Below are 24,497 nucleotides of genomic sequence, written 5' to 3' on the forward strand. Positions count from 1 at the left end.
TATCATGGATGATTTCTTGCCCATCTCCGCTCTGCAGCATTACGCCTACTGCCCGCGACAATTTTCGCTGATCCATGTGGAGCGGGCCTGGGCAGAAAACCGCTACACGGCCGAGGGTCGTATATTGCACGAGCGAGTGGATTCCGGTGCGGCTGAGCAGCGCAAGGATGTGCGGTTTGAGCGCAGTGTCATGCTGCGTTCCGAAAAATATCGGCTCACCGGAAAGCTGGACCTGCTGGAAGTTCACAATGGTGGGCGTTATATCCCGGTGGAGTACAAGCGTGGCAAACCCAAGCTTCAGAGCTGGGATCGTATCCAGGTGTGCGCCCAGGCACTGTGCATTGAAGAAATGCGTTCTGTTCGTGTAGAGGAGGGGGCTATCTGGTACTGGGAAGTCCGGCGTCGCGAATCGGTTGCGCTGACGGAGGAGATTCGCCAGGAGACTCTCACGGCAGTCGAGTCGTGTCATGTATTGATTGAGCGGGGCGAGACCCCGAGGCCTACAGTCGAGAAAAGCCGTTGTAGAGCCTGCTCCCTACGCGATTTGTGTGGTCCGGAACGCTTTCGCCGAGATGGCTCTGCGCTCTATGCAAGGAAGTTATTCGAACCGTGAAAAAATTGCTCAATACTCTCTATATCACCCGCCAGGAGAGTTATCTTCACAAGGAGCGGGAGACCGTTGTCATCAAAAAAGGCAATGAAAAGCTGGGTCAATTTCCTGCACTTTCTCTCGGCGGAATTCTCTGTTTTGGCCGGGTTTCAGTCTCGCCCTTCCTAATGGGGTTCTGTGCGGATAATGGCATTGGCATCGCTTACTATACAGAGTACGGCCGCTTCTTGGCGCGGGTGCAGGGACGCCAGACCGGTAATGTACTGCTGCGCCGGACCCAGTATCGCCGGGCGGACAGTGATGAGCACAGCACGGCTATTGCCCGCCTATTTGTCGCTGCCAAGATTGCCAACAGCCGCTCGGTGCTGTTACGGGAGCTAAGAAATCACGGAGAGAACCCTGTTCTCGGTGATACATCGGAGAAACTTGCGTCGAGCCTGAGGCGTGCGCGCAGTGCCAGATCTGTGGATGAAGTGCGCGGTATCGAAGGTGACGCGGCGGCTAACTATTTCTCTGTATTCGATGAATTACTGCGGGGCTCTGGATTTGCTTTCGGCGGCCGGGTCCGTCGCCCACCTACGGATCCAGTTAATGCTCTGCTGTCTTTTGTGTACTCTCTGATTACCCAGGAGTGTGTATCGGCATTACAGGGGGTAGGGCTCGACCCCTATGTCGGCTATCTGCATAAAGACCGGCCTGGCCGCCCCAGCTTGGCCCTGGACTTGCTGGAAGAATTCCGCGCATCTTGGGCGGACCGCTTTGTCCTCACTTTGGTTAATCGGCGCCAGGTTCAGGTCAGTGACTTTATTACTGAAGCGAGTGGTGCTGTACGCTTGCAAGATGATGCACGAAAAAAATTGCTCACGCTTTACCAGGAGCGAAAGCAAGAAGAATTGACGCATCCCTATCTACAGGAGCAGGTACCAATTGGCTTGCTTCCCCATTGCCAAGCGCTACTTCTCGCCCGCCATTTGAGGGGGGATACTGAGTTCTACACGCCCTATGTAGTGAAATAATATGCTGGTTCTTGTTACCTACGATGTCAGTGTCACTACGGCCGAGGGCCGTAAACGCTTGAGGAATATCTCCAAGATCTGCCAGGATTATGGTGTCCGTGTTCAAAACTCGGTATTTGAATGCGAAGTCGATCCAGCGCAGCTGACTTTTCTCAAGAACCGCCTGCTAGAAACCTACGATTCGGACGAGGATAGTCTTAGATTCTATTCGCTCGGAAAACGCGGACGCCAACGGGTTGAGCACTTTGGAGCCAAGTCGGTTGAAGACCCCGTGCGAGATGCGCTTATCCTGTAGCCGCTAACCTACAGCTCTCATTTACCCCCCGGGAGGCTAGCGGCCATCCAAGTTATTGAATTCTCTAGTTTTGTATATTTTTTGATCAGGCATTGCGGCTGATTTCGGAGCTATGGCTATTGGTTAGCGGATATCACCGATTTTTTCTTTGCTCTTTAACAACTTAGAATATTGCCGTCGCACCCTTCACGGGTGCGTGGATAGAAACTATTCTATTATCCATTGCCGCGACGGCACTTTCGTCGCACCCTTCACGGGTGCGTGGATAGAAACACGCTCCTAATTACCGGTCAATTGATGTGCTGTTGTCGCACCCTTCACGGGTGCGTGGATAGAAACGATTCGCACCGATAATGCCGTAGCGATCACTCCGTCGCACCCTTCACGGGTGCGTGGATAGAAACGGACGTAATGGTAAAAGGAAAAACTCTCACAATTGTCGCACCCTTCACGGGTGCGTGGATAGAAACACGCTGATAATAGTCCTCTTTATCAGTTTTAAACGTCGCACCCTTCACGGGTGCGTGGATAGAAACCGGGGTTTTTGTTTCGTCTCGCCCATTCCCTAATCCGTCGCACCCTTCACGGGTGCGTGGATAGAAACAGAGAAATGAAAGTAGGCGAATTCGAAGAGGTGATGTCGCACCCTTCACGGGTGCGTGGATAGAAACATATCCATACCCTCTTGCTGGGTCGCGCTATTCGGGTCGCACCCTTCACGGGTGCGTGGATAGAAACCTCCGCGCATTACTTCGAATCTTCGCACTCGGCAGTCGCACCCTTCACGGGTGCGTGGATAGAAACCCTCTCAACCGGGGAGTCATTATTACCGAGGCTCCGTCGCACCCTTCACGGGTGCGTGGATAGAAACCGCGAGCGTGGACAGATCAGCAAAGAGGCCGTGAAGTCGCACCCTTCACGGGTGCGTGGATAGAAACGGCACACCGGCAACGCCCGCGCGCCGAATTGACTGTCGCACCCTTCACGGGTGCGTGGATAGAAACCTCACTACCATCCGTTTTAAGACCGTAATAATCTGGTCGCACCCTTCACGGGTGCGTGGATAGAAACTCGAGAGGGCTAGTGCATGGCATGAGTGTATGGGTCGCACCCTTCACGGGTGCGTGGATAGAAACTGTCAATAACTGTAACCGGGAGGGCAGGGAGTGAAGTCGCACCCTTCACGGGTGCGTGGATAGAAACATACGTGCCACCTTAAACGTAGCCAGTTTTGAGACGTCGCACCCTTCACGGGTGCGTGGATAGAAACTTCACCGTCTTGGGAGTTTGATTTGCCATTTGATTGTCGCACCCTTCACGGGTGCGTGGATAGAAACATCACGTTTCTTGATCCTGCAAGCCAGGCAACGAGTCGCACCCTTCACGGGTGCGTGGATAGAAACTATTGACAACAGTTTGAGACATCCGTACTTTGAAAGTCGCACCCTTCACGGGTGCGTGGATAGAAACAGACTGACCAGTAATAAAGTCCTCCCATCCAGGCCGTCGCACCCTTCACGGGTGCGTGGATAGAAACCAATATCCGGTGACTCGCCCCGAGTTACTAATGAGTCGCACCCTTCACGGGTGCGTGGATAGAAACTTCGCTGAGCTGCTGGTAGAGGATGCTATTCGCAAGTCGCACCCTTCACGGGTGCGTGGATAGAAACAACACCCACGAAGTACAAGACACTAAAATGAGAGAGTCGCACCCTTCACGGGTGCGTGGATAGAAACCTGACCTGGCCCAGGGTGCGACCAGAGACTGGAGGTCGCACCCTTCACGGGTGCGTGGATAGAAACCACTCAGCTGAACCCGGCGGTGTATGCCGCGTACGGTCGCACCCTTCGCGGGTGCGTGGATAGAAACATACTCCGCCGCGGATTCGCCGCGCAGCAACACCGTCGCACCCTTCGCGGGTGCGTGGATAGAAACCAACTCAGGTGTGTCGAAGATATGGACATCGTAGTCGTCGCACCCTTCGCGGGTGCGTGGATAGAAACAGGCTGAAGGTGATCCCGGCCGCGGAAGTGGCTGGTCGCACCCTTCGCGGGTGCGTGGATAGAAACTACGCCCGCGCCTACGGCAAGCACATCACCGCAGGTCGCACCCTTCGCGGGTGCGTGGATAGAAACTGAGCAGAGCGCGACCAACTCCGCCAGCTCCGCCAGTCGCACCCTTCGCGGGTGCGTGGATAGAAACCCTGCGATTGATATGGCTGTGACCCCCTCTGTAGGTCGCACCCTTCGCGGGTGCGTGGATAGAAACGAGTTGCTGTTGATAGGTTTTCATAGTCATTCACGTCGCACCCTTCGCGGGTGCGTGGATAGAAACACAGTACGCGGATATAACGCGACAGACGCTGAGTGTCGCACCCTTCGCGGGTGCGTGGATAGAAACCCGCGCTGTATTGCGGTGGGCGGGGATGAGCTGGGTCGCACCCTTCGCGGGTGCGTGGATAGAAACTGCATCCTATTGAGCCGGACGGTCTCCCACCGGGCGTCGCACCCTTCGCGGGTGCGTGGATAGAAACCGTGCTGTACTGCCCTGCCCTGGCGTCTGCCGGCCGTCGCACCCTTCGCGGGTGCGTGGATAGAAACGGCAATGACCTCACCTACGAAAAAATCGACAGCAAGGTCGCACCCTTCGCGGGTGCGTGGATAGAAACACTGCTGGAACTGTATGACGCATGGCGCACGGCCGTCGCACCCTTCGCGGGTGCGTGGATAGAAACCCAGTCGTGGTCGGTTTCTGGATAGTCTCCGAAGGTCGCACCCTTCGCGGGTGCGTGGATAGAAACCCCGTGAACGCCTGGGGCTGCCAGTGCTATGTGATGTCGCACCCTTCGCGGGTGCGTGGATAGAAACACCGCTACCAGGAAGTTCTGGTGCGCGTAGTTGCCGTCGCACCCTTCGCGGGTGCGTGGATAGAAACGCCGTGCGAGTGCTGGCCGTGGGGCTACGCGAGGGTCGCACCCTTCGCGGGTGCGTGGATAGAAACTGCGCGTGAAATCCACCGGCAGCAGCAACAATTAGTCGCACCCTTCGCGGGTGCGTGGATAGAAACACTCATGGAAATACCGGCCGCGGTCGCGTCGGCCCGTCGCACCCTTCGCGGGTGCGTGGATAGAAACATTTACGACTACATCGGCTATTGGGGAGTGACCGCGTCGCACCCTTCGCGGGTGCGTGGATAGAAACAGCGATGAATAAATCAACGTATTCGGCGAACGTTGTCGCACCCTTCGCGGGTGCTTGGATAGAAACCAGCGCATGACGGCGATCAAGCCGGGCTGGCGGGCGTCGCACCCTTCGCGGGTGCGTGGATAGAAACAGAGAGGGGAGAGAGAGGAAGGGAGAGAGGGTCGCACCCTTCACGGGTGCGTGGATAGAAACATGGGAGGCAAGCCGTGACCGAGAAGCAAGACGGGGTCGCACCCTTCGCGATTGGATGGAAAAATAGTACGGCTAGAGGTTTGTTCGCTTTTAAAGGTGAATCTAGCCTAGAAAGACATTTTCTCGTTGTATTTCCTGTACGATTTTAAGACAAACAAGAATGCATCTGCAGGATGTACATTTATCGCTTCACAATAGTTTATGAACTCGTACAGTTCAAATTTCCGATCGCCAGACTCAAGCTTCCCGATTATGGAGTGATGAAGGCCGAGCTTTTTTGAAAGTGCTCGTTGTGATAGTCCAGCGGTGTCTCTGGCTCTTTTTAACCATTCTCGGAGGGCGTCGTACTCTGGGCTATACAAGGATGAGCTGAACATTTCCCCTTCACTTTATAGGGAAAGGGAGATGTCTCAAATTTCGAGACGAATCTGTCGGATGTGTGGGAAAGCACGGCAGCCGGGTATGCGTGCATCTTCGCGAACGAACAGATTGACTTTTCGCCTCGAAATTGGAGGCATTTGCAGGTGGGTGTTAGTTTCTCGGTGAATTCACGCTGCAGGTTTTCGAGAGGCCCCATGCAATCCACCCATCAACAGATCGATCAACTGCCACATCCCCTGAACAGGATCCTGCAGGTCGCCCACAGCCTGTTGGAGAAGGGCGCCGGTGATGAGAGCAACAGGGAGCGGATCGCCGCCGCCTTTGTCCTGGAGCGGATGGAGTACATTCCCCGGGGCCGGGGTGTCATTGAGGCCTGGGAATCCCTGGATATCGAATGGCAGCTGTATGTCAGGCACCTGTGGGAGGAGTGCGGGCACCTGATCAAGGCGCTGAAGGTCGATGTGGCCGGCCGGGAACAATAGCGCTTCCCCTTGGGGGCGCCGGTCTGGTGGGCGGCGCGGAGATGACCCGGCAGCCGCGCGGGTTATCGACTAGGCTGGTTGAATAAGGCGCCTGACGACCTGTCCTGCGCACCATTCTCCTATGCCCGGGTGGGAAGCCATGAAGCTGGCCGGCATCGACCGTATCGACCGATTTACCTTTCTCTGTTCCGTTGGGCTCCTGCTGTTGGTCACAGTGCCGCTGATCCTGTGGCCGGCGGAGGGGGCTGGATGGGTGGCGTGGGCCAAGCGTTTTATGACCGACACGCTCGGCTCGCTCTATCTGTTGCTGGGGCTGGCGGCGCTCGGTTTCATGCTCTATGTGATTTTCAGTGATATCGGCAATATCCACCTGGGCGATCCGGGCGAGAAACCGGAGTTCGCCACCGGTTCCTGGGCGGCGATGCTGTTCTGCGGCGGTATCGGGGCCAGTATTCTCTACTGGGCGCCCATCGAGTGGGCCTATTATTACCAGGATCCGCCATTCCAGGCGAAGCCCGGCAGCGAAGATGCGATTGTCTGGGCGGCCACCTACGGCGTGTTTCATTGGGGCTTTATCGCCTGGTCGATTTACCTGATTCCGGCACTGCCGATCGCCTATTTCTTTTACGTGCGCAAAAAACCGGTGTTGAAGGTATCCACCGCGCTGATGCCGGTGATCGGCGAGCATCGTGCCCAGTCCACCGGCGGCAAGCTGATCGACGTGTTGTTTATCTTCGGCCTGCTGGGCGGCGGTGCCACCACCCTGGGGCTGGCGGCGCCGCTGATTACCGAGGGGCTCAGCAGCCTCACCGGGCTGCCCAAGACCATCGGCGTGCAGATCGGTGTATTGCTGGTCTGCACGGCGCTGTTTGCCTACTCCGCCTATGCGGGGCTTTCCAGGGGCATCAAGCTGTTGTCGAACATCAATTTCTGGGGGGCGCTGGGCCTGCTAGCCTTTATCTTTGTGGTGGGCCCCTCGGTGTTTATGTTCGAGACGGGGCTGGACGCGCTTGGCCGCATGCTTTCGAATTTCTTTGAAATGGCTGCCTGGACCGATCCCTTCGGTGGCCTGGCGCCGTTTGCGAATACCCATTTTCCCCAGAACTGGACCATTTTTTACTGGGCCTGGTGGCTGGTTTTTGCTCCCAGCATGGGGCTTTTTATCGCGCGTATTTCTCGCGGGCGCACGATCAAGCAGATGGTGGTGGGTTCCATTTTTTTCGGTTCAATGGGCTGCTTCCTGTTCTTTATGGTGTTTGGCAATTACGGGTTGTACCTGCAGCTCTCCGGGGAGCTGGATGTGGTGGCCATGCTCGATGAGAGCGGCCCCACCGCGGCGATCTTTTCCATGCTTGAAACCCTGCCGCTGTCGAAGCTGGTGATCGCGGCGTTCACGCTGCTGGCAGTTGTGTTTACCGCGACGACCTTTGATTCCATTTCCTATATTCTCGCTTCGGTGGTGCAGTCGAATATCGACGAGGAGCCGCTGCGCTGGAACCGGCTGTTCTGGGCCTTTGCGCTGTCGTTCATGCCCGCCACGCTGATGTTCCTGGGCGGCCTGGATACGCTGCAGACCGCCGCAATCGTGGGTGGGCTGCCGCTGCTGGTGATCACGGTGATGCTCGCTGTCTCGGCGGTGACTGCGGCGCGCCTGGACCTGATGCACCATCCGGAATACCAGAACCCGATCATCAATATCGAAGAGATACCGGATATCGATCCCTGGTCCGACGAGGGGATCGCACTGCGCCGCTTCGAGGCGGACAAGGTCCGGGCTGCCAAGGCGACCCGGGCGCGGCGTGAGGCGTTGGATGAGTTGATGCACTACAAAGCCGGGCTGTCCCGGTCCGGCGGGGACCCCGAATCGGAGCCCCATGCCACCCGGCTGGCGGAGCTGGGTTCGAAAGTGATCGGCACCGCGGAGCGCAAGGCCGATGCCACCCGGCGCGCCCAGGCCGCGTGGGAGGATTTCAGGCAGGCGATGTCGGAGCGGGAGGCGCGGCTGAAGGAGGTTGGGGGTTGACGAGTGTCTGTACCGCCCCGGGTTTCGGGGTTTTCATGTTGCTGCGAGCGGCCCACAGGAAGAAGCTGTAGAGGAATTGATAACGATCCCGTAGATTCTGGTCGCGACAGGGGGCCGCGCAGCGATTAGCCTCGGTGCATTGATCGTTGAAGACGATATGCGGGACCATGCCCGTGTATCGATCCCTACAATGCTGAAAATCGGAGCCAGTGCATGACGGACAATACCTACACCCCGCCCAGAGTCTGGAAATGGGATGCCGAAAGCGGCGGCCAGTTTGCCAGTATCAATCGCCCCGTTGCCGGCCCCACCCATGAAAAGGCACTGCCGGTGGGCCGGCACCCGCTGCAGCTGTATTCGCTGGCCACGCCCAACGGCGTCAAGGTGACCATCATGCTGGAGGAATTGCTGGCGCTGGGGCAGTCGGGGGCCGAGTACGATGCTCACCTGATCCGTATTACCGAGGGCGACCAGTTCGGCAGCGGTTTTGTGGAGGCGAACCCGAATTCCAAAATCCCGGCGCTGGTGGATCACAGCACCACGCCGCCGATCCGCGTGTTCGAGTCCGGTTCCATCCTGTTGTACCTGGCGGAGAAGTTCGGCGATTTCTTGCCGCACACGCCGGCGCAGCGCACGGAATGCCTGAACTGGCTTTTCTGGCAGATGGGCAGCGCGCCGTTTCTCGGCGGCGGTTTCGGGCATTTCTACGCCTATGCGCCGGAGAAATACGAGTACCCGATCAACCGCTACGCGATGGAGGTCAAGCGCCAGTTCGATGTGCTGGACCGGCAGCTGGCGGAACATCCCTATGTGGCCGGCAGCGAGTACACCATTGCCGACATGGCGATCTGGCCCTGGTACGGCGCGGTGGTGCGCAATGAAGCTTACGATGCGGCGGAGTTCCTCGATGTGCAGAGCTACAGGAATGTCGTGCGCTGGACGGAGGAAATCGCCGCGCGGCCGGCGGTGCAGCGCGGGCGCATGGTCAACCGGGCTTGGGGCGAGCCGTCCGAGCAGTTGCGCGAGCGCCACGATGCCGGTGATTTCGAGACCAAAACCTGGGACAAGATCGGGGACGGGAGCGAATAGTCCGCGGGGCCAAAACACTTTGTCCCCTTGGTTGTGCGCTTGCGGATAGCGCCTGCGGTGATGATGGCCGGTTCTGATGGGCACGCTGCGCTTTGCCCATCCTACTGGTTGCTCGGTTCCTACAGTTGGGCCAGGGTGGCTGCCAGTGTTTCGCCGATGCGGGCGTCCAGCTTCAGGTCGAGCATGTCGTCCGCTCGTGTGCGCCCCAGGTTCAGCGCGGCCATGGGCTTGCGCCATTCGCGGGCGTAGCGGCAGAAGCGGAAGCCGGAATACACCATCAACGACGATCCCACCACCAGTAATGCGTCGCTGCCCTGCAGCGCGTCGAGGGCGCGCTGCACTCGGGTTTTGGGCACATTGTCGCCGAAGAAAACCACATCCGGTTTGAGGATGCCGCTGCACTGCGGGCAGTCGGCGACGCGGAAACCGCTGAAATCCACTTCCAGGTCGGCATCGCCGTCCGGTGCGGTGGTGGCGCGGTAGCGGTGGAAGTCCGGGTTCAGGGCGTAGCAGCGGTCGTGCACCGCCTGCCGCTGGCAGCGGTAGTCGCAGGTCATGCAGACGATCTCGTCGGCGCGGCCGTGCAGGTCGATGACGCGGTGGCTGCCGGCGCGCTGGTGCAGCCGGTCCACGTTCTGCGTAACCAGCAGTTCCGAATGGGCGCGCGACTCCAGTTCCGCCAGGTGGCGGTGGGCCGGGTTGGGGCGGGATTGCTGCATGATCGGCCAGCCCACCAGGCTGCGCCCCCAGTAGCGCCGGCGGGTGTCGAGGCTCTGCATGAAATCCCGGTGCTGAACCGGTTGCTTGCGTTTCCAGGCGCCCTGCTGGTCGCGGTAGTCGGGAATCCCGGAATCGGTGCTGACGCCGGCGCCGGTCAGGATCGTCAGGCGCGGGTGGCGGCGGATAAACGCGGCCAGCCGTTCGGCGGCCTCATCGGTGGCGGGATGGTCGCTTGTCACTGGCTGCGGGCTGCTGGTCATGGCGGGTGCTGCCTGTTGCTGTGCCCCGCATTCTAGCCCGGATATTTCACCAAGGGCCACGATGATCGCGCCGAGATCAAGCGAGGGCGTGGCCAGCGTTGGCCGGTGACAATCTGTCCCCGCGGAGATCCCTGAAAACATTAAAGAAAACATAGAGTTATGTTGAATACTGAGCGGCTTGGTGAAATATCCGGGCTAGCCCGGCGAGCGAATCAAAGGGAATTGTGTTCAGAAGGTCCGCCACGCCAGGTAGAGCCGCCACAGGTTGGACGGGGCGCGGGTGTGAAAAAAACGTTCCGCGGCAAAGCCGCCGGCCACTGCCAGGCCCAGCACTACCGGCAGCGGGATATGCCTGGCCTGTTGGTCGAAAGTCTCCCTCTGTTTCTGCAGCAACTGCAGTGCGCAGCGCCGCTGCCGCGCCATGTCCCGTTGGCGTTGGTCAATCTGGCGATTTAAAGAGCGCACGGACATCGTTCAGTGCCTCTCTGGCCTGTTGTCGGGTGTGGTCGAATCCCAGCAGCGCCTGCAGTTTGCGCATGTACAGCAGCATGGCCGCCAGCAGCAGGGCCTGCGTCAGAACGAAAACGGCAAAGCCGATATAGACGGACTGCGAATAGTAGTAGGCCAGCAGGCCGATGCCGGCGCAGGCGCTCAGGACGAAGGTGATGGCCAGCGGCAACAGCAGCAGTTGCAGCGCCAGAATCCGTTTGCCGGCGGCGAGGGTGCGGCTGAATTCCAGCCGCGCCAGTGCCTGCAGGTTGGAAATCCAGGCCGACAGCAGTGTCAGCGTGGCTTCCGCCTGCGCCAGCGGTGTCGCTTCGCCGTCTGTATCTGTATCTGTGTCTGTGTCGGGGTTGGAAAACGATTCCCGGCCGCGACTCTGCGCGGCCGGGTCCGCATCGTCTGGCCGGGCCCCTTGTTCGTGCTTCATGGGTCTTCCTTTCAGTCCTGCAGTCCAGTCGGATCGCCTGAAAGCGGATGCCCCTATTTCAGCAGCTTGGAAATGGCCCAACCGGCCAGAAAGGCACAACCGACGCTCATCAACGGATGTTTCTTGATGGAGGATTCCGTCTTTTTGACCACATCCTCGGCGCGGTGCTTGTTGCTCTCCACGGACGACTTGGCGCGCGCTCTCAGGTTGCCGGCGGCATCCTGCGCCGCTTCGCCGGCCAGGTGGTAGGCCTGCCTCAATTTCTCCTGGCTCGATGTATTGTGGGCAGATTTTGCAGTCGCCATAACACTCTCCTTCATCAGAGTTTGTGTGTCCCTGAATCCTATAGTCGCGACCGGTAAAAACCACGCTGTGGCGGGTGCCGATGCGACCGGTCGTCCAGCTGCGCAATACCGGAAACGGCGGTGGATCGAGCCGCGCGGCACATTAGATTTCACGGACGAGCCTTCGGAAAATACAGAATCTGGGAGGGGTTATGGCTGCATTCCGGGTAGTGCCAACATGCCTGCTGCTGGCGGCGCTTGCGCCGGCTGGTGCGGCGGTGGCGCAGGATCGCTATGTCTGCGAACTGGGGAAAAGCGAGCGCGTCATCGAGGTGGTCTATTCCAGCCCGCCGAGCAGGGTGCCGTGTGAGGTGAGTTACACCAAGTCTTCGGGTGTGCAGACGCTATGGCGCGCCGAGAGCGAGGTGGGCTACTGTGAAACGCGGGCGCGGGAGTTTGCCGACAAACAGGCCGGCTGGGGCTGGCACTGCGCGGCACCGGCGGAGATCGACGGGCGCCCGGACGCGGCGGACCCGGGTTGATGGGTCAGTCTGCGTCTCGCCAACTGCGGATATTCTCCACCACGCCGTCCAGCAGCCGCTGGCGGCTCTCGCGGCTGATCCAGGCATTGTGGGGCGTGATGACCAGGTTGGGGAGGTCGTCCGCCAGCAGCGGGTGATCGGCCGGCGGCGGTTCCGCGCTGAGTACGTCCAGTGCGGTGCCGCCCAGCTGGCCGCTGCGCAGCGCATCGGCCAGCGCGGCCTCGTCCACCAGGCCGCCGCGCGCGGTGTTGATCAGCAGTGCGCCGGGCTTCATGGCGTTGAGAAACCGGCGGTCGACCAGTTGCCGGGTTTGCGGCGTCAGCGGGCAGTGCAGGCTGATTGCGTCCGATTCCGCCAGCAGTTGCGACAGCGGCACCCGGCCGGGTTTTGATTGGCCGCTGAAGGATTCCGCCACCAGTATTTCCATGCCCAGTGCCTCGCCGAGCCGCGCCACCTTTTGCCCCAGGTCGCCGTAACCGATGATGCCGAGCTTCTTGCCCGCCAGTTCCATGACCGGGTAATCCAGCCGGCAGAATACCGGCGAGCGGCTCCAGTGGCCCTGTTGTACGTCGCGGTGGTAGAGATGCCACCGCGTGGCCAGGGCCAGCAGCAGGGCGATGGTGTGCTGGGACAGCGAGGTGCCGGTATAGCCTGCCACATTCCTGACCGGGATGCCTTTCTCCTGCGCGGCCTGCAGGTCGATATTGTTGGTGCCGGTGGCGCAGACGCAGATCAGTTTCAGCTTGGGGGCCTTCTCGATCAGGGTGCGGTCGAGCACCACCTTGTTGGTCAGCACCACGTCGGCATCGGCGATGCGCGCGGCGGTTTCCTCCGGGGTGGTGGATTCGTAGTAGTCCCAGTGATCGAGTGCGCTTTGCAGGGCGGAGGTGTCCAGTTCCTCCAGTTTCATGGTCAGGGTGTCGAGGAATACACCGCGCATGTTGAATGCCTTTTGCTGAGATTTTTCGGGGCTTTGCCCATCCTACGGTACTTTCGGAACCGGGCTGTAGGAGCCTGCCTGCAGGCGAATGGTTTTTTTCGCCTGCAGGGCAGGCTCCTACGCGGGGCGTTGATCCCGACAGCGCCCACGGCGCAACCTGTTGAGAGTCCCGAGTCCCGAGTCCCGAGTCCCGAGTCCCGAGTCCCGAGTCCCGAGTCCCGAGTCCCGAGTCCCGAGTCCCGAAAAATTACATCACCCGCATGCCCGGCTGGGCGCCCTCGTGGGGCTCGAGGATCCACAGGTCCTTGCCGCCGGGGCCGGCGGCCAGCACCATGCCCTCGCTGACGCCGAAGCGCATCTTGCGCGGCGCCAGGTTGGCGACCATGACGGTGTGCTTGCCTTCCAGTTCTTCCGGCTTGTAGGCGCTCTTGATACCGGCGAACACCTGGCGGGTCTCGCCGCCCAGGTCCAGGGTCAGTTTCAGCAGTTTGCCGGCGCCCTCGACATGTTCGGCCTTGGCGATCAGGGCGATGCGCAGGTCCACCTTGGCGAAGTCGTCGAACTGGATTTCGTCGGCGATCGGATCGTCTGCCAGCGGTCCGCTCAGGGGCCTGGCCTCCGCCTGCAGTTGCGCCAGGGATTCTTTCGCCGCTTCCAGCACGGCGTCCACCTGGGGTTTTTCGACCCGCTGCATCAGCGGCTTGAACTTGTTGATCTGGTGGCCGGCCAGCGGTGTGGTGGCGCTGTGCCAATCCAGTTCGATGCCGAGGAAAGCCTCGGCCTTTTTCGCCGTTTCCGGCAGCACCGGCGCCAGCCAGGTCATCAGCGCGCGGAACATGTTCACGCCCTGGGAACAGATGGCCAGCACCTCGGCGTCCTTGCCTTCTTCCTTGGCCAGTGACCAGGGCGCCTTGTCGGCGATCCAGGCGTTGGCGGCGTCCGCCAGTGCCATGATCTCGCGCATGGCGCGGGCGTATTCGCGGGCCTCAAAGAATTCGGCGATGCGCGGCTCTGCGTCTACAAACTGTTGCCACAGGTCCCGGTCGGCCAGCTCGCCCGCCAGTTCGCCACCGGCCTTGCTGACGAACTTGGCGGTGCGCGAGGCGATATTCACCACCTTGCCCACCAGGTCGGAGTTCACCCGGGCGATAAAGTCGTCCAGGTTCAGGTCCAGGTCGTCGACGCCGGACGTGAGCTTGGCGGCGAAGTAATAGCGCAGGTACTCCGGGTGCAGGTGGTCCAGGTAATTGCGCGCATTGATGAAGGTGCCGCGGGACTTGGACATCTTCTTGCCGTTGACGGTCAGGAAGCCGTGCACGCACACCTTGTTCGGTGTGCGGAATCCGGCGGAATCCAGCATCGCCGGCCAGAAGAGCGCGTGGAAGTTGACGATATCCTTGCCGATGAAATGGTACACCTCGGCGTCGCTGTCTTTTTTCCAGTACTCCTGCCAGTCCAGTCCCTTTTCTTCGCACTTCTGGTCAAAATAGTTTTTCAGGCTGGCCATATAGCCGATCGGCGCGTCCAGCCAGACGTAGAAATACTTGCCCGGCGCGTCCGGGATCTCGAAACCGAAATAGGGCGCGTCGCGGGAAATGTCCCACTCCTGCAGCCCTTCGTCCAGCCATTCGGACAGTTTGTTGGCCACCCCGTCCTGCAGCGTGCCGGAGCGGGTCCATTCCTTCAGGAAATCGGTGAAGGCCGGCAGGGTGAAGAAAAAGTGTTCGGATTCCTTCTCGATCGGCGTGGCGCCGGAGATGACGGACACCGGGTCGATCAGCTCCGTGGGGCTGTAGGTGGCAGCGCAGGCCTCGCAGTTGTCGCCGTACTGGTCCGGCGTCTTGCAGCGCGGGCAGGTGCCCTTGATATAGCGGTCCGCCAGGAACAGGTTTTTCTCCGGGTCGAAGGCCTGGGTGATGGTGCGCGTGGCGATATGGCCATTGTCGCGCAGGCGCCGGTAGATCATCGACGACAGCTCGCGGTTTTCATCGGAGTGCGTCGAGTGATAGTTGTCCACACCGATCAGGAAGTCGGCGAAGTCGCGCTGGTGTTCCGCCTTCATGTTGGCGATATGCTGCTCGGGCGTGAGCCCCAGCTGTTCGGCCTTCAGCATGATGGCGGTGCCGTGGGCGTCGTCGGCGCACATGTACAGGCACTGGTGGCCGCGCGCGCGCTGGAAGCGCGCCCAGATGTCGGTCTGGATATATTCCAGGATATGGCCCAGGTGCAGGGAGCCATTGGCGTAGGGGAGTGCGCTGGTAACGAGGATGTTGCGCGATTCGGACATCGGTTCTTCCATCGGCTGAAGGGTTTGGCCGGGCGTGGAAACGGGGTGGCCCGGGGTCGTCAAAAGACGGGCGAATATAGCAGATTTGGGGTCTTGCTGGGAGTTTCGGGCCCGGTTTCCCCAGGTTACTGGCTGGCTTTGGCGGCGTCCTTCCACCACAATGCCGCCCATCGAATATTCGCCGAGAGGGACTGACAGTGAGCGATCACGAACACAACCATTTGCCGGAAGATGCCCAGGCCGAACTGGAGCGGCTGGCGGCGTGCCTGGGACAGCTGCACGACCCGGCCACCGGCCTGGAGCTCGACGAACTGGACGCGGAGATCGAGGTGGGGTTCGAGGCCGATACGGTGTTTGTCGGCCTGACCCTCGGCTATCCGTGCGCGAGCCAGGAGGACGCCTGGGAGGCGCGGGTGCGCGAGGCCTGCCTGCCGGCGCTGAAGGGCGGCCCGCTGGGCGGCGCGCATCTGCAGTTCGAGCTGTTCAGCGAGATCCCGGCCACGCCGGCGGCGGATGTGCCGGAACCCCTGCGCGGAGTGAAGAACATCGTCGCCGTGGCTTCCGGCAAGGGCGGTGTGGGCAAGTCCACCACGGCGGTGAACCTGGCGCTGGCACTGGCGGCCGAGGGCGCCAGTGTGGGCCTGCTGGATGCGGATATCTACGGCCCCAGCCTGCCGACGATGCTGGACACCGAGAATGTGCGCCCGGAGGTGAAGGAACAGAAATTCTTCCTGCCGGTGGAGGCCCAGGGCCTGAAGACCATGTCGCTGGGCTACCTGATGACCGAGGAGACACCGGCCGTGTGGCGCGGCCCCATGGCCAGCGGCGCGCTGAACCAGATCCTGACCCAGACCCTGTGGTGCGACGACGGCGGTGAACTGGACTACCTGGTTGTGGACATGCCCCCGGGCACTGGCGATATCCAGCTGACACTGGCCCAGAAAGCCACACTGGCCGGCGCGGTGATCGTGACCACGCCCCAGGACCTGGCGCTGAAGGATGCGATCAAGGGGGTGGAGATGTTCCGCAAGGTATCGGTGCCGGTACTGGGGATCGTCGAGAATATGGCCCTGCACACCTGCTCCAATTGCGGCCACACCGAGGCCATCTTCGGCAGTGGCGGCGGCGAGCGGATTGCCGCCGAGTACGAGACGAGGTTGCTGGGGCAGTTGCCCCTGGCACTGTCGATCCGCGAGGATGCCGACGGCGGCCGGCCCAGTGTGGTGGCGGATCCGGACGGCGAGGTCGCGCAGCACTACCGCGAGATCGCGCGCCGGGCGGCGGCCCGGGTGTGGCTCGCCAGCGGGGACGACGAGGCGGTGCAGATCGATATTTCCTGATGAGGCCGCGGGTTTGTGGTCGCGCGCCGCGGCCGCCAGCCTGCAAATTGGTGTGATCCGGGTTGGTCGGCCAAGGTGCGGTATTTGTGGCCTTTAGTGCCAACCATTTCACACTGCAAAAAAGTTTCCCGATTTTTTGTTTATCGGGAAAAATTTCCTACCTATAGTGCGTCAATGATTTTGGCGCCAGATGACACCAGATATTCCCATGCCTGAGGGGGAGAGACCGGGTCTCTGCGCAGTCGCGTTGTGCCGCAGTGTTTTTGGTGCAGCAAAGAGCAAGGCAATACTTTGCACACGGAAACCCGAATGTCTTCGAGCTTCAAGATCCGATATAACGCCTCCTCCCGTATCGTCCGGGTATTGTTTCTCGGCCCGGCTGGCATGGAGACACAGCTCCGCGCAGGGCGCCACCTGGTGGAGCGGTTCCGCCACCACGGGCGGCTGAAAATCCTGGTGGATTCGCGCCACGCGGATGTGTCGCTGTCCGCCAGGGAGCAGGAGGTGCTGGCCGGGTTCGTGCAGGAGCAGCCGGTGCTGTTGCGCGCGCGGCTGGCGGTGCTCTATCCGGACGGTGTCAACGCGGTGGTGTCGCTGGTCGAGCGGCTGGCGCGGGCGGGGCAGGACGCGCGCTTTTTCGCCTCGGAAGCGGCGGCTGTGGAGTGGTTGAATTCCCGCGAGCCTGTGTCCTGATCGATGACCTTGGCGCCGCCAGTGTGACCGGCCGGTGAATCAGGAGCCCGCCACCTGTGCCTGGCGGCGGCGTTCTTCCCGCTTGGCGCGCCGGCGCGCGGCGGTGGCTTCGCGCGCATCCTGGCCGATATGTTCCTCGCCGCGCTGCCTGGCCAGCTGTATCTGCTTCTCCCGCTCGCGAAAGCGCGCGCGGTCCGCGTCGCTGACCCTGTCGTGGCAGTGGGGGCAACTGACGCCCTGCTCGAATTGCGGGGACTGCTTTTCCGCGGCGGTGACCGGCATGCGGCAGGCGTTGCACTGGTCGTAGTTGCCGCGCTGCAGGTCGTGGTCGACGGTCACGCGGTCGTCGAACACGAAACACTCGCCATCCCACAGGGTTTCCTCTTTGGGGACCTCTTCCAGGTATTTGAGAATGCCGCCCTGCAGGTGATAGACCTCTTCAAAACCCTGTTCCTTCAGGTAGGCGGTGGATTTTTCACAGCGGATACCGCCGGTGCAGAACATGGCCACTTTCTTGTGCCTGGTCGGTTCCAGGTGGTCGCGGACATATTGCGGGAACTCGCGGAAGCTCTCGGTGTTCGGGTTCACCGCGTTGCGGAAACTGCCCACCTGGTACTCGTAGTCGTTGCGGGTATCGATCAGCAGGACTTCCGGATCGCTGATCAGTGCGTTCCAGTCCTGTGGCTTGACGTAGGTGCCCACGCTGCGGCGCGGGTCTATGTCCTCCACGCCCATGGTGACGATCTCGCGCTTCAGTTTTACCTTGCTGCGGCGGAAGGGGGCGATATCGGTGTAGGACTCCTTGCAGTCCAGCGTCGCCAGGCGCGGATCGCGCCGCAGCCAGTCGAGCAGTGCATCGATACCCTCGCGGCTGCCGGCCACGGTGCCGTTGATGCCCTCGCGGGCCAGCAGCAGGGTGCCGCGCACGCGCTGGCCGAGCATCATGTCGAGCAGCGGGGCGCGCAGGGATTCGAAATCGTCGAGGGTGACGAATTTATAGAGCGCACAGACAACGGTCTGTTTTTCGGCTTGGTTCACGGAAGTTCCTCTCTTGCATGCCGGAGCGTAAATCCGGGGCAGTGGGCCCGTATCCACGGGGTAAAATCGCCGCGCATTTTATCTCAGATGGCAGAGGTTGTCGTACATTTATCATTCAGTGGTGGTGCGCAAGCGCTCCTCGACCGGGCCGAAACTGATTGACCAGCGAGGCACAAGTTGTCAAAGTTCGGCGACCCCTGCAGTAACAGCCACAGCGAGGCTATCCCATGGCAGAAGAGTTCGTTCCCAGAGAGTCTGAATTGAGTCAGACCTATCGCGAGGGCGACCTCAGCGTCCAGATCGATATCTACGAAGACGATGAAGGTGGCTGGCTGCTGGAAATTGTCGACGAGGACGATAATTCGACGCTGTGGGAGGATGCCTTCGATACCGACGAAGAGGCCCTGGAGGAGGCGCTGGAGGCCCTGCGTGACGAGGGCATCGAGGCGTTCGTCGGCCCGGTGCAGGAGACCGACGAGAGCTGGTAAGCCGCCGCCGCTTTCGATCGCCGGTCGCCACCGCCGGATTCCCTGCTATGGTTAAAGGGAAGGGAATCGCGACAGTGTGACAGCACTACCCAATCACGGTGTCGCCCGGAGCCAGTACGGACAATTGTCTCCGGCGACGCCCACTGGTCCAGCGGCGATTGTCTTCCCGATGAAAGCGGTTTCTGTTCTTTCCCTCCTGTTCCTGGTGCCGCTGCTGGCAGTGGCCGAAGCCGTGCAGCTCTCTGACCGGCGCATCCTGCAAACCGACCTGGCTGAGGCCAGGCTGGTGTCCGAGCTGGATGGCTATGCCATCGTCGCCGGTCGCACCTGCATCGATTGCGACGAGAACACTTCCATCTACATCCACCGGATCTCTCCCCGCAATAATGGCGAGGAGGATGCGCCCGCGGCCGAGCGCTATACCTATCCCGGCCGCTACGTCGACTACATGAGCAAGGAGCTGGTTGAGAAGACGCGGCTGTTCTACGGCCGCTGCTACGAAAACCAGCCGGCGCTGCTGTGGCTCAGCGAATACCGGGAGGAGGACGGCTGGGTGAAATCGGAATACCTGATCGTGTTCGGCGAGGATGGCCTGGAACACCGCTACAACCGGAACCGCCAGCCCAGCGTCTACTACATCGAGAACGAGCAGTGCAGGGAGCTGCCGGGCATCGAGGCGGAGACGGAGCCCTGATCGCACCGGGCGCCCTACCGGCCGGCAAAAAAAAGCCCCGCCGGGGGAGGCGGGGCGTAGAGGGCCGCGGTGAGGCCGCGGTTCTCATAATGTAACTGGCGCGTTGTGGTCGGGCTGATCGGTTACTTCTTGTGGCTCCAGATGATCTTCAGCTTCTTCTTACCCCATTTACGTGCCTTCTTGAGATCCTTCTCCATCCACACGTCGATGCGGTTCTTGAAGCGCTTGTTCATACGGTCGCGCACGGTGTAGGTGCCCGGCAGGCCTTCAATCTTCACCTTGGTGCCGTTGGTCAGGCCGTGTTTCTCGAGGTCGCGGGACACGGCGATGATTTTGTCGCCCGGGCGCAGGCGGTTGTTCCAGGCCGCTACCCAGGGATCGTCGTCGGTCTGGCCCGGTACGGAGTTGTACGCGGTGGCGTCGACGGTCATGGACTTCTTGCTCGCGGCAGTCGCGTTCACGCTGACCGCGATTGCGAGGATGGCCATCATAAAAAATGCTGTGTTGCGCAGAGTCTGTTTCAACATGTCCCGATACCTCCAGGATTCAAACAGTCACTTGTCGAAAGAGACAAGCGGAATCCCTAAATGACTTTAGGAATAACTGATCAATATTTAATCAGTGGTCGCTATATTACCGTTCCGTGACGGCAAATCAATAAGTTCTGTATATCTGGCCGATAGCCGTATGAATTGGCGTTTTGCCGCGGCAGGTTGGTTCGGTTTTGCGCAATGGGAAGACAAGTGGGGAACAATATTTCCACAAATAAAACTTCTGTAAATCGGTGACCAAAAATTGTCCAGAGTCGTAGTAATTGATTGCGTTACTCAGGTATTGGCCGACAGCGATGTCATCCTAATGGCTGGTTAAAATCTATACAGGATGACGCTCCTAAGGGTGGAATCAAAAGCAAAATATTGCTCGAAAATTATTTGTGACCGGCGGTCCAGGGAGGTGGAATCTGGGGGATTTTCGGGAATGTGGGGCCCGTTTTCGGGGATGGCGGGGGAGTCAGAGCGACGTGGCGGTGGCCCGCGCCGGCGGGTTGGCCTGCTCGCGCAGCGCCGACAGGTAGTCGCGGTCTTCCTGCAGGTCGGCGAAGCCGTGTCGGGCGTCCAGCTCCACCGCCTTCTCCAGCCATTCGATGGCTTCCGCCAGGTTGCCCTGCCACTCGCACACCTGGCCGAGGTTGAAGTAGGTGATCGCCAGGTTGTGCCACTCGCGCCGCTGCGCCAGGCCCCGGGCGGCGCCGTTGTACAGCAGGTAGGCGCTGCGCAGCAGGTGGGCGCGCTGGGTGCCATTGCCCTCGCTGGCGGCCTGCTGGTGGTAGGTGTGGGCCAGCGCCGAGCGCACCCGGGCGGGGGAGTGTTCCAGGCGGGCGCCGCTGTCCAGGTAGTCGAGCACCGCCTCGAACTGGGCCCGCGCCAGCGGGTAGAGGTCCGGCCGCGCCCGCGCGCCCAGCGCATTCAGCACCATGCCGTAGCGGTAGCGCAGCGCCTGCTGGCGCCCGGGCTGTTTGTCGAGGGCGGCGATGGCCTTTTCGTACAGGGGCAGGGCGGTATCGAAATCCCCTTCCAGCGCGCGCTGCTCCGCCTCGGCCACCAGCTGCTGCGCCGGCTCCGCCAAAGCGGCGCCCGGCGCGAGCAGCGCCGTGCACAGCAGCAGTCTGGTCAGGGGTCTATACATCGGCCCTTCCTGTGGTTGCGAGCGGTGCGCACGGCGCACCCTACTGGAGTCCCGAGTCCCGAGTCCCGAGTCCCGAGTCCCGAGTCCCGAGTCCCGAGTCCCGAGTCCCGAGCCCCGATACTCCCAGTATCACCCCTCAACCCGCAGTTGCGCCAGCAGCCCCTGCAACGGGTGGCGCAGGGTCACACCCGCAAAACGCTGGGACTGGCAGCGGCAGGAGTAGCCGCTGGCCAGCAAGCCGTCGGTGTCGCCCGCCAGGCGCGGCGCCCAGGACTGCTGGAAGATCACCCGCGAGGTCTCCCGGTGCGCGGTTTCGTGGCCGTAGGTGCCCGCCATGCCGCAGCAGCCGAGGCTCTCGCTCTGCAGTTCCAGGCCCAGGGCCTCGAAGATGTCGCGCCAGTCTTTCAGCGAGGCCGCGGCGTTGGTCTGCTCGCTGCAGTGGGGCAGCAGGCGGAAAAGGGCGGGTTCCAGGCGCTGGCGCTGCTGGCGCAGGTGGTCCAGCTGGCCGCCCAGCCACTCCTGCAGCAACTGCACCGGCGGCGCCTTGTCGCCGAGCAGCTTCCGGTATTCGGCGCGATAGGTCAGGGTCATGGAGGGATCCAGGCCCACCAGCGGTACGCCGCTCGCCGCCAGGTCGTTCAGCATGTCGCTGTTGACCGCGGCCACGCGCTGGAACTGGCGCAGGAAGCCGTGCACGTGCAGGGGTTTGCCGTTGGCCTTGAAGGGCGCCACCAGCGGGTGGAAGTCCAGCTTTTTCAGCAGCCGCAGCGCATCCGCCACCACTTCGGCATCGAAATAGCTGGTGAAGGCGTCCTGCACCAGGATCACCGCCCGCTGCCGCTGGGCCGGGCCCAGGGCGTCGAGGCAGGCGCGGCTGGCGTAGGGTACGCCCAGCTCGCCCATGCTGGCGGCGAGTGTCTTGCGCGACAGCTGCGGGCTGTCCGCCAGGCCCAGGCCCCGCTCCAGCAGGGCGCGCACCGGCTTCAGGCGCAGGGGGAAATTGTACAGCTGCGGCCAGCGCGACAGCTGCGGCATGACGAATTCGAGGCCGCCGACGAAGTAGTCCTTCAGCGGCCGCAGGTAGCGGCTGTAGTAGAGCTCGAGGAACTTGCTGCGGAACTCCGGCACATCCACCCTGACCGGGCACTGGCCGACGCAGGACTTGCAGCCCAGGCAGCCCTGCATGGCGTCGTTGACCTCGTGGTTGAAGTCGTACTCGCCGCGGGCCTTGGCCAGGGAATTCTTCAGGCGCCGCGGCAGCGTGACCAGGAAGGACTGTTCGCGGAATTTGCGGCTCTCCTCCACCGCATTCACATTGCGCGCGGACAGCAGCCGCAGCCACTCCTTCATCAGTGTGGCGCGTCCCTTGGGCGAGTGGATGCGCTCGCGGGTGGCCTTGTAGGACGGGCACATGGCGTCGTCCGGGTTCCAGTTGAAGCAGGCGCCGTTGCCGTTGCAGTGGACCCCCTCGCTGTAGCCGTCCCAGACCTGCACCGGGATCTGCCGGTCGCGCTCGCCGCGGGTGGGTACCTCGTCGATCTTCAGCAGGCTGGAGATCTTGCTGGGGGTGGCGATCTTGCCCGGGTTCAGCTGGTTGCGCGGGTCGAAGGCGGCCTTGATCTTCTGCAACTCCGGGTAGAGCTCGCCGAAGAACTCCGGCGCGTATTCGGAGCGCACGCCCTTGCCGTGTTCGCCCCACAGCAGGCCTTTGTATTTCTGTGTCAGCGCGACCACCCGGTCGGTGATCGGGCGTATCTGCGCGGCCTGTTCGGGATCCTTCATGTCGATCGCCGGGCGCACGTGCAGCACGCCGGCGTCCACATGGCCGAACATGCCGTACTCGAGGCCGGCCTCGTCCAGCACCGCGCGGAACTCGGCGATAAAGTCGGCCAGGTGCTCGGGCGGCACGGCGGTGTCCTCCACAAACGGAATAGGCCGCTTTTCCCCCTCGACATTGCCGAGCAGGCCCACGGCGCGCTTGCGCATGCCCCAGATGCGGTTCACCTGTGCGTGGCCGCGGGCGATGGTGTAGCCGAAGCTCTTGCCCGCCCGGCCGAGTGTCGACTCGATGCGGGCGGTGAACTGATCCAGTGCCGCGTCCAGCGCTTCCTCGGAATCGGCGGTGTACTCCACCAGGTTGATCCCTTTTACCGGCCGCTCGTCCGAGGGGAAAAACTCGCTGACGCTGTGCCAGACGATATCCTCCATCGCCAGCCCCAGCACCTTGCTGTCGACCGTCTCGATGGATGTGGGGCCGGCCCCCATCAGGTCCTTGGCGTCGCGCAGGGCGTCCTGGAAGTGGTCGTACTTCAGGTTGACCAGCGCCGCAGACCTGGGAATCGGCAGCACATTCAGTTTCGCCTCGGCGATAAAGCCGAGGGTGCCCTCGGAGCCGCACAGCACGCTGTTCAGGTCGAAGGTCTCGCCGCCGTCCTGTTGCCGGCGCAGGTGGGCCAGGTCGTAGCCGGTCAGGCAGCGGTTCAGTTTCGGGAACTTCCGCTCGATCAGCTCCGCCTTGTCGCGGGCGATATCGTCGCAGATCCGGTGCACCTTGCCGGCGCGGTCGTCGCGGGCGCGGATATCCTCCAGTTGCCCGCTGTCGAGCGGGGCGGATTGCCACAGGCCGCCGCCCATCAGCACCGTGGACAGCTCCAGCACGTGATCGCGGGTCTTGCCGTAGACACAGGAGCCCTGGCCGGAGGCGTCGGTATTGATCATGCCGCCGATGGTGGCGCGGTTGCTGGTGGACAACTCCGGGGCAAAGAACAGGCCGTGGGGTTTCAGCGCCGCATTCAGCTGGTCCTTGACCACGCCCGCCTGCACCCGCACCCAGCGCTCTCCGGCATTGATCTCGAGGATGCGATTCATATGGCGGGAGATGTCCACGACGATACCATCGGTCAGGGACTGGCCGTTGGTGCCGGTGCCGCCGCCGCGGGGGGACAGCACCACCTGCTGGAAGTCCTCGCGCTCCGCCAGTTCCATCAGCAGCTGCAGGTCGTGCACATCGCGGGGGTAGACCACCGCCTGCGGCAGCACCTGGTATATGGAGTTGTCCGTCGCCAGCACCGTGCGACTGGCGTAACTGGGGCTGGTATCGCCGCGAAAACCGGCCTCTTTCAGCGCCTGCAGATACTGCAGGTAGAGCGCCTGTACTTCGTCGATTTCGCGCAGTGCTGGAATCATTGCTTAATCCATGGCTCTCGGAGGGGTCTGGCATTGTAGCGGTGGCGCTCGCCGGCGCAACAGCCATCCTCACAGGCTTGTACAGGAGAATATTCTTGTATAAGAGTGGTCGCCGC

At 61.6% G+C, this 24,497-nt stretch carries 22 protein-coding genes and 1 CRISPR repeat array; of the genes, 11 read left to right on the plus strand and 11 right to left on the minus strand.

Annotation, left to right across the window (positions count from 1 at the left end; all coding sequences use genetic code 11):
• The first annotated feature begins 4 nt into the window (after positions 1-4).
• The 3 genes from cas4 to cas2 are packed head-to-tail and all read left to right on the plus strand — an operon-like array spanning position 5 to position 1,921.
• A complete protein-coding gene (gene cas4 / locus MWN76_RS03770) occupies positions 5-613 on the plus strand; it encodes a CRISPR-associated protein Cas4 (protein WP_250459462.1) in 609 nt (202 codons plus the stop codon).
• Positions 610-1,626, plus strand: coding sequence for a type I-C CRISPR-associated endonuclease Cas1c (gene cas1c / locus MWN76_RS03775; RefSeq protein ID WP_250459463.1), 1,017 nt, complete (start codon positions 610-612; stop codon positions 1,624-1,626). The genes cas4 and cas1c overlap by 4 nt, the downstream gene beginning before the upstream one ends.
• Position 1,627: 1 nt before the next feature.
• Positions 1,628-1,921, plus strand: a complete 294-nt coding sequence (gene cas2 / locus MWN76_RS03780) for a CRISPR-associated endonuclease Cas2 (RefSeq protein WP_250459464.1) — start codon at positions 1,628-1,630, stop codon at positions 1,919-1,921.
• A 176-nt stretch (positions 1,922-2,097) separates the two neighbouring features.
• Positions 2,098-5,317: direct repeats of the CRISPR family, unit length 32 nt; unit sequence GTCGCACCCTTCGCGGGTGCGTGGATAGAAAC.
• A gap of 107 nt (positions 5,318-5,424) precedes the next feature.
• Here the strand turns inward: cas2 and MWN76_RS03785 are convergent.
• Positions 5,425-5,694 carry a helix-turn-helix domain-containing protein gene (locus tag MWN76_RS03785; protein ID WP_250459466.1) on the minus strand — a complete coding sequence of 90 codons (270 nt, stop codon included), beginning with the start codon at positions 5,692-5,694 and terminating at the stop codon, positions 5,425-5,427.
• A gap of 198 nt (positions 5,695-5,892) precedes the next feature.
• Here MWN76_RS03785 and MWN76_RS03790 point away from each other — a divergent pair, with 198 nt between their 5' ends.
• From MWN76_RS03790 to yghU, 3 genes are all read left to right on the plus strand, one after another.
• Positions 5,893-6,180, plus strand: a complete 288-nt coding sequence (locus tag MWN76_RS03790) for a hypothetical protein (protein ID WP_250459468.1) — start codon at positions 5,893-5,895, stop codon at positions 6,178-6,180.
• 121 nt (positions 6,181-6,301) lie between these two features.
• Entirely contained in the window at positions 6,302-8,203 is a 1,902-nt protein-coding gene (locus MWN76_RS03795; RefSeq protein ID WP_250459469.1) for a BCCT family transporter, read from the plus strand.
• Positions 8,204-8,416: 213 nt separating this feature from the next.
• Entirely contained in the window at positions 8,417-9,292 is an 876-nt protein-coding gene (gene yghU, locus MWN76_RS03800; protein ID WP_250459470.1) for a glutathione-dependent disulfide-bond oxidoreductase, read from the plus strand.
• A gap of 119 nt (positions 9,293-9,411) precedes the next feature.
• Here yghU and MWN76_RS03805 read toward each other — a convergent pair whose 3' ends face one another.
• The 4 genes from MWN76_RS03805 to MWN76_RS03820 form a co-directional block, all read right to left on the minus strand.
• A complete protein-coding gene (locus tag MWN76_RS03805) occupies positions 9,412-10,272 on the minus strand; it encodes an NAD-dependent protein deacetylase (protein ID WP_250459471.1) in 861 nt (286 codons plus the stop codon).
• A 228-nt stretch (positions 10,273-10,500) separates the two neighbouring features.
• On the minus strand, positions 10,501-10,737 hold the full coding sequence (locus tag MWN76_RS03810; RefSeq protein ID WP_250459472.1) for a hypothetical protein: 237 nt from the start codon (positions 10,735-10,737) through the stop codon (positions 10,501-10,503).
• Positions 10,712-11,203, minus strand: a complete 492-nt coding sequence (locus tag MWN76_RS03815; protein WP_250459473.1) for a hypothetical protein — start codon at positions 11,201-11,203, stop codon at positions 10,712-10,714. The genes MWN76_RS03810 and MWN76_RS03815 overlap by 26 nt, the downstream gene beginning before the upstream one ends.
• A 53-nt stretch (positions 11,204-11,256) precedes the next feature.
• The gene (locus MWN76_RS03820; RefSeq protein WP_250459474.1) at positions 11,257-11,508 is read right to left on the minus strand and encodes a hypothetical protein; all 252 of its coding nucleotides are present in this window, start codon (positions 11,506-11,508) and stop codon (positions 11,257-11,259) included.
• A gap of 191 nt (positions 11,509-11,699) precedes the next feature.
• Between MWN76_RS03820 and MWN76_RS03825 the strand changes: the two genes are divergently transcribed.
• The gene (locus MWN76_RS03825; protein WP_250459475.1) at positions 11,700-12,029 is read left to right on the plus strand and encodes a hypothetical protein; all 330 of its coding nucleotides are present in this window, start codon (positions 11,700-11,702) and stop codon (positions 12,027-12,029) included.
• Between the two features lie 4 nt (positions 12,030-12,033).
• Here MWN76_RS03825 and MWN76_RS03830 read toward each other — a convergent pair whose 3' ends face one another.
• Positions 12,034-12,969: a D-2-hydroxyacid dehydrogenase gene (locus MWN76_RS03830; protein WP_250459476.1), complete on the minus strand. Its 936-nt coding sequence runs from the start codon at positions 12,967-12,969 to the stop codon at positions 12,034-12,036.
• 247 nt (positions 12,970-13,216) lie between these two features.
• Positions 13,217-15,256 (minus strand): methionine--tRNA ligase, encoded by a 2,040-nt coding sequence (gene metG / locus MWN76_RS03835; RefSeq protein WP_250459478.1) that lies wholly within the window; start codon positions 15,254-15,256, stop codon positions 13,217-13,219.
• Positions 15,257-15,453: 197 nt separating this feature from the next.
• On the opposite strand from metG, the gene apbC reads away from it, so the two are divergent.
• Positions 15,454-16,596 carry an iron-sulfur cluster carrier protein ApbC gene (gene apbC / locus MWN76_RS03840; protein ID WP_250459480.1) on the plus strand — a complete coding sequence of 381 codons (1,143 nt, stop codon included), beginning with the start codon at positions 15,454-15,456 and terminating at the stop codon, positions 16,594-16,596.
• A 309-nt stretch (positions 16,597-16,905) separates the two neighbouring features.
• The gene (locus tag MWN76_RS03845) at positions 16,906-17,289 is read left to right on the plus strand and encodes a hypothetical protein (protein ID WP_250459481.1); all 384 of its coding nucleotides are present in this window, start codon (positions 16,906-16,908) and stop codon (positions 17,287-17,289) included.
• Positions 17,290-17,328: 39 nt separating this feature from the next.
• Here MWN76_RS03845 and trhO read toward each other — a convergent pair whose 3' ends face one another.
• Positions 17,329-18,327, minus strand: coding sequence for an oxygen-dependent tRNA uridine(34) hydroxylase TrhO (gene trhO, locus MWN76_RS03850; RefSeq protein WP_250459482.1), 999 nt, complete (start codon positions 18,325-18,327; stop codon positions 17,329-17,331).
• Positions 18,328-18,587: 260 nt separating this feature from the next.
• Between trhO and MWN76_RS03855 the strand changes: the two genes are divergently transcribed.
• Both MWN76_RS03855 and MWN76_RS03860 read left to right on the plus strand, forming a co-directional pair.
• Complete coding sequence (locus MWN76_RS03855; protein ID WP_250459483.1) at positions 18,588-18,815, plus strand: baseplate wedge protein 53; 228 nt, start codon at positions 18,588-18,590, stop codon at positions 18,813-18,815.
• Positions 18,816-18,891: 76 nt separating this feature from the next.
• Positions 18,892-19,509, plus strand: a complete 618-nt coding sequence (locus tag MWN76_RS03860) for a hypothetical protein (RefSeq protein WP_250459484.1) — start codon at positions 18,892-18,894, stop codon at positions 19,507-19,509.
• A gap of 122 nt (positions 19,510-19,631) precedes the next feature.
• Here MWN76_RS03860 and MWN76_RS03865 read toward each other — a convergent pair whose 3' ends face one another.
• From MWN76_RS03865 to ydiJ, 3 genes are all read right to left on the minus strand, one after another.
• Positions 19,632-20,036: a 3D domain-containing protein gene (locus MWN76_RS03865; protein WP_250459485.1), complete on the minus strand. Its 405-nt coding sequence runs from the start codon at positions 20,034-20,036 to the stop codon at positions 19,632-19,634.
• 484 nt (positions 20,037-20,520) lie between these two features.
• Entirely contained in the window at positions 20,521-21,195 is a 675-nt protein-coding gene (locus tag MWN76_RS03870) for a tetratricopeptide repeat protein (RefSeq protein ID WP_250459486.1), read from the minus strand.
• 129 nt (positions 21,196-21,324) lie between these two features.
• Positions 21,325-24,381 (minus strand): D-2-hydroxyglutarate dehydrogenase YdiJ, encoded by a 3,057-nt coding sequence (gene ydiJ, locus MWN76_RS03875; RefSeq protein WP_250459487.1) that lies wholly within the window; start codon positions 24,379-24,381, stop codon positions 21,325-21,327.
• Positions 24,382-24,497 lie beyond the last annotated feature (116 nt).

The organism is Microbulbifer litoralis, from assembly GCF_023634065.1.
Taxonomy (GTDB): Bacteria; Pseudomonadota; Gammaproteobacteria; order Pseudomonadales; family Cellvibrionaceae; genus Microbulbifer; species Microbulbifer litoralis.

Coding starts and splice junctions, on each gene's coding strand:
- cas4 (WP_250459462.1), top strand. CDS start 5: ATGGATGATTTCTTGCCCATCTCCGCTCTGCAGCATTACGCCTACTGC.
- cas2 (WP_250459464.1), top strand. CDS start 1,628: ATGCTGGTTCTTGTTACCTACGATGTCAGTGTCACTACGGCCGAGGGC.
- MWN76_RS03785 (WP_250459466.1), bottom strand. CDS start 5,694: ATGTTCAGCTCATCCTTGTATAGCCCAGAGTACGACGCCCTCCGAGAA.
- MWN76_RS03790 (WP_250459468.1), top strand. CDS start 5,893: ATGCAATCCACCCATCAACAGATCGATCAACTGCCACATCCCCTGAAC.
- MWN76_RS03795 (WP_250459469.1), top strand. CDS start 6,302: ATGCCCGGGTGGGAAGCCATGAAGCTGGCCGGCATCGACCGTATCGAC.
- yghU (WP_250459470.1), top strand. CDS start 8,417: ATGACGGACAATACCTACACCCCGCCCAGAGTCTGGAAATGGGATGCC.
- MWN76_RS03805 (WP_250459471.1), bottom strand. CDS start 10,272: ATGACCAGCAGCCCGCAGCCAGTGACAAGCGACCATCCCGCCACCGAT.
- MWN76_RS03815 (WP_250459473.1), bottom strand. CDS start 11,203: ATGAAGCACGAACAAGGGGCCCGGCCAGACGATGCGGACCCGGCCGCG.
- MWN76_RS03820 (WP_250459474.1), bottom strand. CDS start 11,508: ATGGCGACTGCAAAATCTGCCCACAATACATCGAGCCAGGAGAAATTG.
- MWN76_RS03825 (WP_250459475.1), top strand. CDS start 11,700: ATGGCTGCATTCCGGGTAGTGCCAACATGCCTGCTGCTGGCGGCGCTT.
- MWN76_RS03830 (WP_250459476.1), bottom strand. CDS start 12,969: ATGCGCGGTGTATTCCTCGACACCCTGACCATGAAACTGGAGGAACTG.
- metG (WP_250459478.1), bottom strand. CDS start 15,256: ATGTCCGAATCGCGCAACATCCTCGTTACCAGCGCACTCCCCTACGCC.
- MWN76_RS03845 (WP_250459481.1), top strand. CDS start 16,906: ATGTCTTCGAGCTTCAAGATCCGATATAACGCCTCCTCCCGTATCGTC.
- MWN76_RS03865 (WP_250459485.1), bottom strand. CDS start 20,036: ATGTTGAAACAGACTCTGCGCAACACAGCATTTTTTATGATGGCCATC.
- MWN76_RS03870 (WP_250459486.1), bottom strand. CDS start 21,195: ATGTATAGACCCCTGACCAGACTGCTGCTGTGCACGGCGCTGCTCGCG.
- ydiJ (WP_250459487.1), bottom strand. CDS start 24,381: ATGATTCCAGCACTGCGCGAAATCGACGAAGTACAGGCGCTCTACCTG.